Source organism: Streptomyces sp. NPDC088794 (assembly GCF_044750545.1).
In the GTDB taxonomy this organism is placed as follows: Bacteria; Actinomycetota; Actinomycetes; order Streptomycetales; family Streptomycetaceae; genus Streptomyces.
Map to the genome: position 1 here is coordinate 259146 of NZ_JBIVKB010000009.1, position 13355 is coordinate 272500.

Annotated in this window: 13 protein-coding genes; 5 read left to right on the forward strand and 8 right to left on the reverse strand. The window is 70.9% G+C overall.

Annotation, left to right across the window (positions count from 1 at the left end):
• Positions 1-54 precede the first annotated feature (54 nt).
• The 4 genes from ACIP6U_RS25650 to ACIP6U_RS25665 all read left to right on the forward strand — a co-directional run bounded on the left by ACIP6U_RS25650 (position 55) and on the right by ACIP6U_RS25665 (position 4752).
• The gene (locus ACIP6U_RS25650; RefSeq protein ID WP_401722067.1) at positions 55-1311 is read left to right on the forward strand and encodes a citrate synthase; all 1257 of its coding nucleotides are present in this window, start codon (positions 55-57) and stop codon (positions 1309-1311) included.
• 53 nt (positions 1312-1364) lie between these two features.
• Positions 1365-2312: a sucrase ferredoxin gene (locus ACIP6U_RS25655; RefSeq protein WP_401722070.1), complete on the forward strand. Its 948-nt coding sequence runs from the start codon at positions 1365-1367 to the stop codon at positions 2310-2312.
• A gap of 98 nt (positions 2313-2410) precedes the next feature.
• Positions 2411-4075, forward strand: a complete 1665-nt coding sequence (locus ACIP6U_RS25660; RefSeq protein ID WP_401722073.1) for an ATP-binding protein — start codon at positions 2411-2413, stop codon at positions 4073-4075.
• Positions 4072-4752, forward strand: coding sequence for a response regulator (locus ACIP6U_RS25665; protein WP_401722076.1), 681 nt, complete (start codon positions 4072-4074; stop codon positions 4750-4752). The genes ACIP6U_RS25660 and ACIP6U_RS25665 overlap by 4 nt, the downstream gene beginning before the upstream one ends.
• Positions 4753-4806: 54 nt before the next feature.
• Here the strand turns inward: ACIP6U_RS25665 and ACIP6U_RS25670 are convergent, their stop codons facing one another.
• The 3 genes from ACIP6U_RS25670 to ACIP6U_RS25680 form a co-directional block, all read right to left on the reverse strand.
• Positions 4807-5868, reverse strand: coding sequence for an ABC transporter substrate-binding protein (locus ACIP6U_RS25670; RefSeq protein WP_401722079.1), 1062 nt, complete (start codon positions 5866-5868; stop codon positions 4807-4809).
• A gap of 117 nt (positions 5869-5985) precedes the next feature.
• Positions 5986-6852, reverse strand: a complete 867-nt coding sequence (locus ACIP6U_RS25675) for an ABC transporter permease (protein WP_401722082.1) — start codon at positions 6850-6852, stop codon at positions 5986-5988.
• Positions 6842-7657: an ABC transporter ATP-binding protein gene (locus ACIP6U_RS25680; protein WP_401722083.1), complete on the reverse strand. Its 816-nt coding sequence runs from the start codon at positions 7655-7657 to the stop codon at positions 6842-6844. The genes ACIP6U_RS25675 and ACIP6U_RS25680 overlap by 11 nt, the downstream gene beginning before the upstream one ends.
• A gap of 161 nt (positions 7658-7818) precedes the next feature.
• On the opposite strand from ACIP6U_RS25680, the gene ACIP6U_RS25685 reads away from it, so the two are divergent.
• Positions 7819-8511, forward strand: a complete 693-nt coding sequence (locus tag ACIP6U_RS25685; protein WP_401722086.1) for a response regulator — start codon at positions 7819-7821, stop codon at positions 8509-8511.
• A gap of 162 nt (positions 8512-8673) precedes the next feature.
• On the opposite strand, the gene ACIP6U_RS25690 is transcribed toward ACIP6U_RS25685, so the two are convergent.
• The 5 genes from ACIP6U_RS25690 to ACIP6U_RS25710 form a co-directional block, all read right to left on the reverse strand.
• Entirely contained in the window at positions 8674-10266 is a 1593-nt protein-coding gene (locus ACIP6U_RS25690; protein WP_401722088.1) for a cation acetate symporter, read from the reverse strand.
• Complete coding sequence (locus ACIP6U_RS25695) at positions 10263-10829, reverse strand: DUF485 domain-containing protein (protein WP_401722091.1); 567 nt, start codon at positions 10827-10829, stop codon at positions 10263-10265. Before ACIP6U_RS25695 ends, ACIP6U_RS25690 begins: the two co-directional genes overlap by 4 nt.
• 68 nt (positions 10830-10897) lie before the next feature.
• Complete coding sequence (locus ACIP6U_RS25700; RefSeq protein ID WP_401722094.1) at positions 10898-11584, reverse strand: response regulator; 687 nt, start codon at positions 11582-11584, stop codon at positions 10898-10900.
• On the reverse strand, positions 11581-12732 hold the full coding sequence (locus ACIP6U_RS25705; protein WP_401722097.1) for a sensor histidine kinase: 1152 nt from the start codon (positions 12730-12732) through the stop codon (positions 11581-11583). Before ACIP6U_RS25705 ends, ACIP6U_RS25700 begins: the two co-directional genes overlap by 4 nt.
• Positions 12729-13253: a DUF1453 domain-containing protein gene (locus tag ACIP6U_RS25710; RefSeq protein WP_401722099.1), complete on the reverse strand. Its 525-nt coding sequence runs from the start codon at positions 13251-13253 to the stop codon at positions 12729-12731. The genes ACIP6U_RS25705 and ACIP6U_RS25710 overlap by 4 nt, the downstream gene beginning before the upstream one ends.
• Positions 13254-13355 lie beyond the last annotated feature (102 nt).

Here is a 13355-nt window from a genome sequence, read left to right on the forward strand (position 1 = left end):
TTGATTCAGTCAATGTGTTCAATCCATGTGTCCTTGTGCCGATACGGTGACCCCATGCGCGATCAAGAGCCCGCCTTCGGTCCCGCCGAACGGCGGCTGACCACCAAGGAAGCCGCCGAAGTGCTGGGCGTGAAATCCGAGACCGTGTACGCGTACGTGAGCCGCGGTCAGCTCAGCAGCCGACGTGTGCCCGGCGGCCGGGGCAGCACCTTCGACGCCAAGGAGGTGGAGGCGCTCGCCCGGCGCAACAGGCGGGAGAGCGCCGGGAGTTCGGGCTCCGGGGGCGAGCTGGCCGTGCGGACCCGCATCACACTGATCGAGGCGGACCGGTACTACTTCCGTGGCGTCGACGCCACGCTGATGGCCACGCGCCACTCCTACGAAGAGGTCGCGGAGTGGCTGTGGACGGGCCGACTGCACCCCGGAGTCGAGTTCACGGCACCCGACGCCGCCGTCGCCGTGGCCCGCCGTGCCGTCGACGCGCTGCCCGAACACGCGGGCCCCACCGACCGGTTGAGGGTCGCGGCGATCGCCGCCGCGACCGCGGACCCGCTGCGTTTCGACCTCTCCGAGGACGCCGTGCTGGGCACTGCGCGCACCCTCATCCCGACGCTCGTCACGGCCCTCCCGCCAGCCCGGCGCGGCCACCGTGACACGGGCCCGCTGGCCGACCGCCTCTGGGCGCGGCTGAGCGGGCGGGACCCCGACGAGGCCTCCCTGCGGGCGCTGGACACCGCGCTCGCCCTGCTGGTCGACCACGACCTCGCCGCCTCGACCCTCGCCGTGCGGGTCGCCGCGTCGGCCCGCGCGCACGCCTACGCGGCCGTCTCCGCCGGGCTCGGCGTACTCGAAGGCCCCCTGCACGGAGCTGCCAGCGGGCTCGCCCACCGGCTGCTCCTCGACGTCCTCGACCAGGGTGACGCCGCCCCCGTGATCGCCGACGAACTGCGGGCCGGCCGCCGTATCCCGGGACTCGGGCACCGGCTCTACCCCGGCGAGGATCCACGCGCGCGTGTCCTGTTCGGCCTCCTGGAAGACATCCCCAAGGCCGCGCCCGCCCTCGCCGCAGCCCGCGACATCGTGACCGTCACCGCCCGCCACACCCCGCTGCACGCCAACGTCGACCTGGCCCTCGCCGTGCTCACCGCGTCCGCAGGAATGCCCGCCACGGCAGGCGAGACGATCTTCGCCGTGGCCCGTACGGCGGGCTGGATCGCGCACGCCCTGGAGGAGTACGGCGAACGCCCGCTGCGGATGCGCCCCAGCGGCCACTACGTCGGTCCGAAACCGCCCCAGCCCCTGCCGGAGTAACCCACGGGCAGGCCGGAAGTCGCCCTGGCTCAAGTCAGGTTAGGCTCACCTCTGTGAGTACGTGCTCAACAGTCTCCCGGGATCTCGACGAGCCCATTTCGGGCACCGCCGCGACCGCGAGCACCTGGCTGCTGCTGGAACAGCCCGGCCCATGGGGCGCCAAGGCGCTCACATCGAGCCACCTGGATCCGGCGGTGGGCCGTGCGCTGGAGGCGGCCGCCCACGGCACGGGCGTACGCGTCGCGCTCATCCGCCGGCCGGGACGGCACGCGGACTGCGGCACGCCTTCGGAGCGGCAGGTGTACGCGGCCCACACGGTGCCCGGCGGCACCTGGCTGCACTCCGCCACGACCCGCGATCCGCGGGAGCTGCTGGACCTCGACTTCGCCGCCCTCGGCCGGGGCGAGCACCGCACCTTCGACTCCATGCTCGACGGCCGGCCGCACACGGGTGATCCGCTCGCGCTCGTCTGCACCAACGGCAAGCGCGACCGCTGCTGCGCCCTGCTCGGCCGTCCGCTGGCCGCCGAGCTCGCCGCCTCTGGGGTGGAAGGCGTGTGGGAGGTCACCCATCTGGGTGGTCATCGCTTCTCGCCGACCCTGCTCGTGCTGCCGTACGGGTACGCGTACGGCCGCGCGGAGGCCCATGCCGTCAAGGAGATCCTGCACAGCGCCCAGGAGGGACGGATCGTCACGGAGGGGTGCCGCGGGTGCTCCGCCTGGGAACGACCCGGTCAGGCGGCGGAACTGGCCGTGCGCCGGGCCGCGCGCGAGGACGCGGCGGACGTGTTGAGCATCGTGCGGACGGAGGGCGCGGCGCCGCGCTGGGAGGTGACCGTCGCGCACACGGACGGGCGGCGCTGGCGGGTGGTGGTGGCCCAGGGCGCGTCCCTGCCGCCGCGGCCGGAGACCTGCGGCACGTCGGTTCTCGGCTCGCCCGCGCGGATGGACGTGGTGGCGGTGCGCGAGACGACGGCGGCAGCGACGGCGCTCGCGGGCTGACGCCGGTCCGGACGAGTCCGTCGCCGCACGTATTGATCAAGAGATCCACACCACATCCCCCTACGGCAGTCCGCACGCGTCCACGTACCGTCGTGGGTATGAGCCCCACGCCCCCCGCACGACGCCTGCGCCTCGGTCTGCCGAAGCGGGTGTTCTCGCAGGTGCTGCTGATGCAGGTGGCGATCGCCGCGGGGGTCGCGGTGCTGGCGACCGGGCTGTTTCTCGCGCCGCTGAGCGACCAGCTCGACAACGAGGCGATGCACCGCGCGCTGGCCATCGCGCAGACGACCGCGGAGCAGCCGCAGATCGCGGAGGACGTGCAGAACACCGCCCCCACCGTCGACGGACCGGTCCAGACGGAGGCGGAGCGGATCCGCAAGGCCACCAACGCCGAGTACATCGTGGTGCTGGACTGGCGCTGGGTGCGCTGGTCGCACACGGACACCAAGCAGATCGGCAGGACCGTCTCGACCGACCCCAGTCAGGCGCTGGCCGGTCAGCAGGTCATGGAGATCGACAGCGGCACCCTGGGCCGCTCGGCGCGCGGCAAGGTGCCCCTGCGCGCCGCCGACGGCCGGATCATCGGAGCCGTCTCGGTCGGCATCGCCTACGACAGCGTGCGCGCCCGGCTGCTCAGCGCCATACCGGGACTGCTCGCCTACGCCGGGGGTGCCCTGGCCGTCGGCGCGCTGGCCGCCTGGCTCGTCTCCCGACGGGTCCAGCGGCAGACCCGCGACCTGGCCTTCTCCGACATCTCGGGGCTGCTGGCGGAGCGCGAGGCGATGCTCCACGGCATCCGGGAGGGCGTCGTCGCCCTGGACCGCACCGGCCGCATACGACTCCTGAACGACGAGGCACACCGCCTCCTGGGCATCGACGATCAAGCCATCGGCCAACCCCCCGACGAGGCTCTCGGCGCCGGGCGTACGGCCGACATCCTGGCCGGCCGGGTGACCGGCACCGACCTGCTCACCGTGCGCGGTCAGCGCGTCCTGGTCGCCAACCGGATGCCCACCGACGACGGCGGCGCCGTCGCCACCCTGCGCGACCGCACCGAGTTGGAGCAGCTCGGCCGGGAGCTCGACTCGACGCTCGGTCTGATCGACGCCCTGCGCGCGCAGGACCACGAACACGCCAACCGCATGCACACGCTCCTTGGGCTGCTCGAACTGGAGATGTTCGACGACGCCGTGGAGTTCGTCGGTGAGGTGGTCGGCGACCACCGGACCACCGCCGAGCAGGTCACCGAGAAGATCCACGACCCGCTGCTGGCCGCCCTGTTGGTCGGCAAGGCGACCGTCGCGGCCGAGCGGGGCGTCGCCCTCTGGGTCTCCGACCGGACCCGGCTGCCCGACCGGCTGATCGACCCCAGGGGTCTGGTCACGATCGTCGGCAACCTGGTGGACAACGCGCTCGACGCCGTCGCGGCCACTCCGCACGCACGCGTGGAGGTCGAATTGCGCGCGGAGGGACGTACCGCCGTGCTCCGGGTGCGCGACACGGGGCCCGGGATCCCGGCCGAGAACCACGAGTTGATCTTCACCGACGGGTGGTCCACGAAGGAGCCGCCCGCGCACCGCAGGCGCGGGATCGGACTCTCCATGGTGCGCAGGCTCGCCGAACGGCAGGGCGGTAGCGCGACGGTGGGCGCGGCGGACGGCGGCGGCGCGGAGTTCACCGTCGTCCTGCCGGAGGCGCTCGCCGAGCCGGAACCGGCCCTGACGGCAACCGCGGACACGTCCGCCGAGGAGGAGTCGCGATGATCGATGTCCTGGTCGTGGACGACGACACCAGGGTCGCGCAGGTCAACGCGGCCTACGTCGAGAAGGTGCCGGGCTTCCGCGTCGCCGGCGAGGCGCACAGCGCGGCCGAGGCCCTGCGCCAGATGGAGGCGCTGCCTCGGCTGGACCTGGTCCTCATGGACCACTACCTGCCCGACGAGACGGGTCTGGCGGTCGTCCAGGAGATGCGCCGGCGCGGCCACCAGACCGACGTGATCATGGTGACGGCGGCCCGGGACGTGACGACCGTGCAGGCGGCGATGCGGCACGGCGCGCTGCAGTACCTGGTCAAGCCGTTCGCCTTCGCGGGCCTGCGGGCCAAGCTGGAGGCGTACGCGGAACTGCGCCGCACGCTCGACGGCGGTGGCGAGGCGGAACAGGCCGAGGTGGACCGCATCTTCGGTGCGCTGTCGGCCCCTTCGGAGCCGGGGCTGCCCAAAGGGCACTCCCCGAACACGGCGGAGCTGGTGCGCCGATCCCTGATGAACGCCGAAGGGCCGCTGTCCGCCCAGGAGATCGCCGACCGGACCGGGGTGAGCCGGCAGACCGCCCAGCGCTATCTGAAGCTCCTGGAGCGCACGGGACGGGCCAGGCTCACGCTCAAGTACGGCGACGCGGGCCGCCCGGAACACCGTTACGTGTGGGCGGCCCGCGCCTAGGGCACGGTCGGGTGGGGGCGGGGGAAGGGACCGTGCCCCCCATAGATACGGATGTCAGCCCGCTGCTTTCTCCACGAACTCCGTAGTGAATGTCTTCGCGAGATCCACCTTGGCGTTCTTGATGTTCGGGTTGAACGCCTTGAGGACCTTCTCGACGGTCTCCGGGCCGTTGTCGGGCATCACGCCGTCGTCGGTGAACATGGGCAGCGTGCTCTGGATGGCCTTCGCGTACAGGACGCTGTTGCCCTGCGAGTAGTCGGCGGGCATCTTGTCGGCGATCTGGGAGGCGCTGTGTGTGGACATCCACTTGAGCGTCTTGACGAATGCGTTGACCATCTTCTGGACCGTGTCCTTGTGGCCGTTCACCCAGTCCGTCTGCATGTACAGACTTGACGACGGGTACGGCCCGCCGAGCGCCTCCTGGGACCCCTCGGGCGTCCGCATGTCGATGAGGACCTTGCCGACCTTCTTGTCCAGGATCGTGGCGACGGTCGGGTCGGTCGTCATGCCGGCGTCGATGGAGCCCTGTTGGAGCGCCGCGATGAAGGTCGGCCCCGCACCGACGGCGACCGGGGTGAAGTCGCTGACCTTCACGCCGTTCTTGACGGCGAGGTACTTGCTGAGGAAGTCGGTCGAGGAGCCGAGACCGGTGACGCCGAGCTTCTTTCCCTTGAAGTCCTTGGGCGAAGTGATGTCGTCCGCCGCCTTGTTGGAGACGATCTCGACCTCGCCGGGCGCGTGCGAGAACTGCACGACGGACTCGACGGCTTTGCCCTTGGTCTGCAGGTCGAGGGTGTGGTCGTAGAAGCCGACGGCCCCCTGCACCTGGCCGGAGACGAGCGCGGTCTCGGCCTGCACGCCGGCCGGCTCGCTCAGCAGCTCTACGTCGAGGCCCTCGGCGTCGAAGTAGCCGAGCCGCTGGGTGAGCATCGCGGGCAGGTAGATGACCTTGTCGAGGCCGCCGACCATGATCTTGACCTTCGTGCCCTTGCCGTCTCCCTTGCTCCCGGAGCCGGTGGAGGCGGTACTGGAGGCGTCGTCGGCGCAGGCGGTGAGGGAGGAGAGGGCGAGCAGGCCGGCAGCGGCCAGGGCGGCGTATCTGGCGGGTGTGCGCATGAGGGTTCACGTCCTTGTGAGGGGGCGGTGCGAGGGAGGCAGCCACGGGGAGAGGCGTGCTGCGGGGCGGGCCGCTGGGGCGGCAGGGCGTGCCGGGAACAGCGGGGCGGGCGCGGGTCAGCTGTCCGAGCCGGTCGGCTTCCAGCGGAAGATGCGGCGCTCGGCGAAGGTGAGCAGCCCTTCGGCGACGAGGGCGACGACGGCGAGGATGACCATCGCGGCGTACACACCGGCCGCGTTGAAGGTGCCCTGCGACTGTGCGACGAGCAGGCCGATGCCCTTGGTGGCGCCGATGTACTCGCCGACGATGGCGCCGATGAGGGCGAAGCCGAAGCTCACATGGAGGCTGGTGAAGATCCACGAGGTGGCGGACGGGATGACGACCTGGAGCGTCACCCTGCGGTCGCTCGCGCCGAGGATGCGGGCGTTGGCGACCAGGTTGCGGTCGACCTCGCGGGCGCCCTGGAAGGCGTTGAAGAACACCGGGAAGAACACCAGGACGACGGCAGAGGCGACCTTGGAGGCGGGCCCGAGGCCGAACCAGATCACGAAGATGGGCGCGAGGACGATCCTGGGGATCGAGTTGAGCACCTTGATGTATGGACCAAGGACATCGGCGAGGAAGGTGATCCGCCCCAGAGCGATACCGCACACGACACCGGCGGCCACACCGATGACCCAGCCGAGCAGTGCCTCGTAGAGCGTGTACCAGATCTGTTCGCCCAGGGATCCGAGTGCGGTGCCGTGCATCAGCCAGGTGTAGATCTGGTCCCAGATCTTCGAGGGCATCGAGAAGTTGAACGGATCGATGGCCTTGGTCCGGGCGAGCAGTTCCCACAGGCCGAGGACGGCGACCAGGAGCAGCGCCCGGAAAACCGCGACGACGATCTTGCGTCTACGGGCGGCACGCGCGCGTGAGTGCGCGCGGTCGGGCGACGTCTTCACCGTGTCGACCACCGGCGTGCTGAGAATGTCAGGCGACATGAGCGGCACCCCTCTCGCGGGTGATGCGGACCTCTTCGCCGAGGGACTCCCAGATCTCGCGGTAGATCTCGATGAACCGCGACTCCAGACGCACCGACTCGACCTTGCGGGGGCGTGGCAGGTCGATGTCGTAGACCTGCTTGACGGTGGCGGGTCCGGCGGTCATCACGACGACCTTGTCGGCCAGCGCGATGGACTCCTCCAGGTCGTGGGTGACGAAGACGACGGAGGCGCGGGTGCCCTCCCACAGCTCCAGCAGTTCGTCCGACATCAGGGCCCTGGTCTGCACGTCGAGCGCCGAGAACGGCTCGTCCATCAGCAGGATCTCGGGGTCGTTGACGAAGGTCGCGGCGAGCGCGACGCGCTTGCGCATACCGCCGGAGAGCTGGTGGGGATAGCGGTCCTCGAACGCGCTGAGCCCGACCCGGGCCAGCCATTCGCGGGCCCTCTCCTTCGCCTCCGCCTTGGGCACTCCGCGAAAACGCGGTCCTGCCATGACGTTGGAGAGGACCGTGCGCCAGGGGAAGGTGGCGTCCTGCTGGAAGACGAAGCCGACCTTGTCACCGACGCCGCGCACCGGCTCCCCGGCGACGAGCACCTCGCCTTCGGTGGGCTCCTCCAACCCGCTGACCAGGGTCAACGTGGTCGACTTGCCGCAGCCCGTGGGGCCGACAACCGCCACGAACTCGCCACGCCCGACCGTGAGATCGAGGCCGTTGACGGCCGTGTGCAGTCCCCCTGACGGGGTCCGGAACGTCTTGCTCGCGCCCCGCAGCTCGATGGCGGGGCTGGTGTCTGGGCTCATGGCCCGGGACGGTAGGTGTGGCGCGGACCACAACATCAGCCTTGTGGGCACATGCCGTTCTTTTGCTTCCTGTGGCCTGTTGTGCTCGTTTTGCTCGCGCTACAACAGCGGAGCCGAAACATGGGCTTAACGCCCGCCTGGCCTTGACAGAAAGAGGCCCGATGATTGACGTCCTGGTCGTGGACGACGACTTCCGCGTTGCCGAGATCAACGCCAAGTACGTGGGAAAGGTTCCCGGTTTCCGGGTAGCCGCCCGCGCACACAGTGCCGCCCAGGCCCTGGCCAGCGTGCAGCGAGGGACCATCGACCTGGTCCTTCTCGACCACTATCTCCCCGACCAGACGGGCCTCGAACTCGTCCACCGCATGCGGGAACAGGGGCACGGCACCGACGTCATCATGATCACCGCGGCCGGTGACGTGACGACCGTGCAGGCCGCTATGCGCCTGGGCGCCCTGCACTATCTGGTCAAGCCGTTCACCTTCGCCGCCCTGCGCACCCGCCTCGACTCGTACGCCGCCCTGCGCCGCACCGTCGACCGCGTCGGCGGCCGGGGCGTGGCCGGTCAGGAGCAGGTCGACCGCATCTTCGGCGCCCTGCGCACCTCACCGGTGCCGTCGTCGCCCGGCCTGCCCAGCGGCCACTCGGAGCCGACGACCGACCTGATCTGCCGCGTCCTCCACCACGCCGTCCGCCCCCTCTCGGCCCACGAGGTCGCCGCCGAGACCGGCCTGAGCCGCTCCACGGCCCAGCGCTACCTCCGCCACCTCGAACAGGCCGGCCGCCTCCGCCTCACCCTCAAATACGGCGACACGGGCCGCCCGGAGCACCTGTACGCGTGGGTGGCGCCATAGCCCACGGTCCGAATCGGCCGAGGGTTCGGCAGCGTCCTGAAGGGGCGCGGGGAACTGCGCGACAAGCCACGACGGAGCCGCGGACAAGTGGCCGGCCTGCCGCGATCGCTTCCGGCAGAGAAGCCGGCGGCGCCGAACCGAAGCGCCCTTCACCCGACCTGCTCAAACGGCCCCCGCACCCGTCAGCGACCGCACCTCCGTCTCCGCGTGCTTGGCCTCGTCCGGGACCTCGGCCGAGGTGACCGTGCCCAGCCAGCCGGCGAGGAAGCCGAGCGGGATCGAGACCAGGCCGGGGTTCTGCAGGGGGAAGTACTGGAAGTCGACGCCGGGGAACAGGGATTCGGGACTGCCGGACACCACCGGCGACAGCAGCACGAGCAGGAGTGACGGGACGAGACCGCCGTATACGGCCCACACGGCGCCGCGTGTGGTGAAGCCGCGCCAGAACAGGGAGTAGAGCAGCACCGGGAGATTCGCGGAGGCGGCGACGGCGAAGGCGAGGCCCACCAGGAAGGCGACGTTGAGGTCGCGGGCGAGCAGGCCGAGGGCGATCGCCACGACGCCGATACCCGCGGCAGCGACCCGCGCCACGGCCACCTCGCTGCACGGCTTGGCGTGCTTGCGCCGCAGGGACGCGTACAGATCGTGGGCCACGGACGCGGAGGAGGCGAGCGTGATGCCGGCGACCACCGCGAGGATCGTGGCGAAGGCGATGGCGGCCACGATCGCGAAGAGAACCGTTCCGCCTGTCGAGTTGGCGCCGCCGCCCAGATCGAGCGCCAGCAGGGGGACCGCCGTGTTGCCGGCCGCGTTCGATCCACGTACCGCATCAGGTCCCACGATCGCCGCCGCGCCGAAGCCGAGGACGATCGTCATCAGGTAGAAGCCGCCGATCAGTCCGATCGCCCAGAGCACCGACCGGCGCGCCGCCTTGGCCGTCGGCACGGTGTAGAAGCGGGACAGGATGTGCGGCAGACCGGCCGTGCCCAGCACCAGCGCGAGGCCGAGGCTGATGAAATCGAAGCGGGCCGTCCAGTCCCCGCCGTACTTCAGCCCCGGTACCAGGAACGCGTTTCCGTGCCCGCTGCGCTCGGCCGCCGTCAGCAGCAGTCGGTCGAAGTCGCCGTGGAACCGCAGCAGCACCAGCACGGTCAGCGCGACCGTACCGCTGAGCAGCAGTACCGCCTTGACGATCTGGATCCAGGTGGTGGCCCGCATCCCTCCCAACGACACATAGATCACCATGAGCGCGCCGACGCCGATCACGGTCCACGCGCGCGCCGCCGCGCTCGTCCCGCCGAGCAGCAGCGAGACCAGGCTGCCCGCGCCCACCATCTGCGCCACCAGGTACAGAACGGACACGGTGACCGAGGAAGTTCCCGACGCGATCCGGACCGGCCGCTCGCTCATCCGCGCCGCGATGACGTCCGCCAGCGTGAAACGCCCGCAGTTGCGCACCAGTTCGGCGACGAGGAACAGCACCACCAGCCAGGCCACGAGGAAGCCGACCACGTACAGGAGCCCGTCGTAGCCGAACAGCGCGATGAGCCCCGTGACGCCCAGGAAGGAAGCGGCCGACATGTAGTCGCCCGCGATGGCAAAACCATTTTCCATGGGCGAGAACAGCCGCCCGCCCGCGTAGAACTCCTCCGCGGAACCACGCCTGTTGCGGCTCACCCACGTCGTGATCGCCAGGGTGACGGCGACGAACGCGCTGAACAGGAGCAACGCCAGTGTCTGGTGATTGCCCGTCACGACCTACCACCCCGGACGCCGCGGGTCAGTTCCTGGGTGTCCCAGCGCAGTTCGAGCGCGGCACGGTCTCTGCGCAGCCGCGCGTGGCGGGCGTAGGCCCAGGCGAGCAGGAAGGTGGTCAGGAACTGTCCGAGCCCCGCGATCATCGCCACGTTCACCGCTCCCGCCACCGGCCGCGCCATCAGCCCCGGCGCGGTCGTCGCGGTCACCACGTACCCCACGTACCAGGCGAAGAAGGCGGCGAAGCCCGGCACGACGAACCTCCGGTACCGGCTGCGCACCTCCTGGAAGGCCGCGCTGCGCTGTACCTCGAGGTAGACGTCGGCCGCGGCGATCCGTTCCTCCGTGCCCGTCCTGCGCTGCGCCACGACCGCGGGAGCGGGCACCGGCTCCGGTGCGCCGACACCGGCCGACTCGCCCCAGCCGGAGGCCAGCGCGTCGTACCACGGGTCGTCGTACCTCACCGCTTCGGGTGCTGGTGCCGGGGCACTGCCCTCGTGGTGCCCGGCCGAACTCTCGGGACCACCCCCGCCTCCGCGGGGACGACCGTTGCTTGACTGCATGCCCAAGCATGGACAGAACGGGAAGATCCCTGACTCTTCTTCGCCACCGGCTTCACCCCATCAGGTGACTAACCCGCTGGTGGCCGCACAAGCCCTTTGCCGTACGCGTAACGCACCGCCTGGGCTCGGTCCTTGAGGCCCGTCTTGGCGAACAGGTTGTTGATGTGGGTCTTCACGGTCGCCGTGGACACGTGCAGCCGGCGGGCGATCTCCTGGTTGCTGAGACCATCCGCGATCAGCACCAGCACCTCGGTCTCCCGCGCGGTGAGCCCGTCCGGCGGCTCGCCGGGCCCCTCGACCGGCTGCGGCTCGGGCTCGGAGAGCCGCTCCAGCAGCCGCCGTTGGATGCTCGGCGACAGCCCCGCGTCCCCGGACAGCACGTTGTGCACCGCCCGGACGATCTCGTCGCCTCCGGCGTCCTTGGTGAGATAGCCGCGCGCTCCCGCACGCAGCGCCGGGAACAGGGACTCGTCGTCCGCGAACGTCGTGAGCACCACGACCTGCGTCCCGGGGTGCTCCGCACGGATGCGCCGGGTCGCCTCCACCCCGTCGCAGCGCGGCATGCGCAGGTCCATCAGCACCACGTCCGGGGCGAGTTCGGCGACGAGCTTCACCGCCTCGTCCCCGTCCCCCGCGGCTCCGACGACCTCGATCCCTGGCAGCAGGCCCAGCAGCATCACGATGCCCTCACGGACGACGGTCTGATCGTCCGCGACCACCACCCGCGCGACCCGCTTCTCCGCCCCTTCCGTCATACGGGCACCTTCAGCGTCACCACGAACCCCTCCTCGTCCGGCTCCGCCCGCAGCGAGCCGCCCAGCAGCTCGGCACGCTCGCGCATGCCCAGCAGACCGTATCCGCTGCCCGCGCCCGCGAGTTCACCCGGCGAACCGCCGAAGTCCTTCACGTCCAGCGTCACTTGGTGCGCCCCGTAGTCGAGCCGGACCCGCACTTTGGCCCCCGGCGCGTGCTTGCGGACGTTCGTCAGGGCCTCCTGCGCGACTCTGCGGACCGCCTGCGACGCCTCGGCCGGCAGTGGCCTGCGCTCACCCGTAATGGTGACCTCGGCCCCGGCCGTCACCCCCACGAGCTGCCCCAGGAAGTCCTCCAGCGGCGTCATCTCGCCACGCAGCGCGGACAACGCCTGCCGTGTCTCTTCGAGACCGTCACGGGCCATGCCCCTGGCGGCCACGACCCGGTCGAGGATCTGCTCCCGGTCGGCTCCCCGCTCGATCAGCAACCGCGCCGCCTCCAGGTGCACCAGCTGCGCCGAGAGGCTGTGCGCCAGTACGTCGTGGATCTCCCGTGCGATCCGAGCCCGCTCCCCCAGTGCCGCCGACTCGGCCTCCGCAGCCCGGGCGGCCCGCTCCTGAGCGAGCAGCCGCTGGGCGTTGCCCCGGGCCTCGGCGTCCAGCCGCAGGGTGTAGCCGGCGAGACCGAGACCGACGCACGTGACGACCGTCGTCAGATGGTTGTCGTTGTTGATGACCCCGTAGAGGGTCAGCGCCAGTCCCGCGGCCGGCACTCCCACCCTCAGGGGCAGCCGCTCCAGGCCGGCGACCGCGCAGCCGCACCACAGGACGAGACCGAGCGTCCGGAAGCCGGAAGCCTGGGCGACGACTCCGACACCCTGCAACAGCGAGAGCGCCACCAGAGACGGCACCATCCTGTGCTGGAGAGTCGTCCGGTACAGGAGCCAGGCCAGCCCGGCCGCGACGACCACCACTCCGACGCCCGCGGCCACGGCCCAGCCGTGCTCATGGCTGCTGGTGAACGCGCCCCACAGCAGGATGCCGAGGACGAGCCCCCGCACGACCCAGGCGAGCAGTCGCCTGGGCCGGGAGAGCCCGTTGCGCCCGAGAGCCTCCGGCGAGGGCCAGCTCGACCAGGAGTTCCGTGTCACACGCGCTCCTTCCGCGCGGGCCGGACCATGCGGTCACCGTACGCCGTGGCCACACTCGTCGTCGGGGCGAACGACTGGGCCCGCCAGATCAGGATCCCGGAGCGGACCAGAAGGGTCGCCGAGAGGGCGAGGAGCAGAGCAGAGCTGTTCTGGTGCACTCCGAGGGCGGCGCCCAGCGCGAAGAGGCCGACGCGCAGGGCGATACCGATGACCCAGACGGTCACGCTCGCCTTGGTGCTCTTGCTCCACACGGCACCGTCCGGCTCCGCCCATATGCGGGTGGTCCAGGCCCAGCCGGCTCCGGTGGCGAGGCCCACGAGCAGCTCGACGGAGAGCAGGGCGAGCGATTCCGTGCGGTGGTGGGCGTCGACTATGCCGGGTTCGCGCAGCGCCACGATGGCCAGCACCACCGGCACCAGCCACCAGCGCCTCCCTGCGCCGACCTGCTGTGCGCGGAACTGCCGCACGATCACGAGACAGACGACGGCCACGATCACCAGCGTGTTGACCAGCCCGGACATCAGTGCCTCCGTGAGCGAGAAGACGATTCCGGCAGCGAGCGCCGCCGACGTCTTCGAAGCTACGGAAATCCACGGGCCGGCAGATCGGAGCCGGGGTGGATC

Bases quoted from the DNA above. Each gene is read 5' to 3' on its own strand.
- ACIP6U_RS25650 (WP_401722067.1), top strand. From the start codon at position 55: ATGCGCGATCAAGAGCCCGCCTTCGGTCCCGCCGAACGGCGGCTGACC.
- ACIP6U_RS25660 (WP_401722073.1), top strand. From the start codon at position 2,411: ATGAGCCCCACGCCCCCCGCACGACGCCTGCGCCTCGGTCTGCCGAAG.
- ACIP6U_RS25665 (WP_401722076.1), top strand. From the start codon at position 4,072: ATGATCGATGTCCTGGTCGTGGACGACGACACCAGGGTCGCGCAGGTC.
- ACIP6U_RS25670 (WP_401722079.1), bottom strand. From the start codon at position 5,868: ATGCGCACACCCGCCAGATACGCCGCCCTGGCCGCTGCCGGCCTGCTC.
- ACIP6U_RS25675 (WP_401722082.1), bottom strand. From the start codon at position 6,852: ATGTCGCCTGACATTCTCAGCACGCCGGTGGTCGACACGGTGAAGACG.
- ACIP6U_RS25680 (WP_401722083.1), bottom strand. From the start codon at position 7,657: ATGAGCCCAGACACCAGCCCCGCCATCGAGCTGCGGGGCGCGAGCAAG.
- ACIP6U_RS25685 (WP_401722086.1), top strand. From the start codon at position 7,819: ATGATTGACGTCCTGGTCGTGGACGACGACTTCCGCGTTGCCGAGATC.
- ACIP6U_RS25695 (WP_401722091.1), bottom strand. From the start codon at position 10,829: ATGCAGTCAAGCAACGGTCGTCCCCGCGGAGGCGGGGGTGGTCCCGAG.
- ACIP6U_RS25700 (WP_401722094.1), bottom strand. From the start codon at position 11,584: ATGACGGAAGGGGCGGAGAAGCGGGTCGCGCGGGTGGTGGTCGCGGAC.
- ACIP6U_RS25710 (WP_401722099.1), bottom strand. From the start codon at position 13,253: ATGTCCGGGCTGGTCAACACGCTGGTGATCGTGGCCGTCGTCTGTCTC.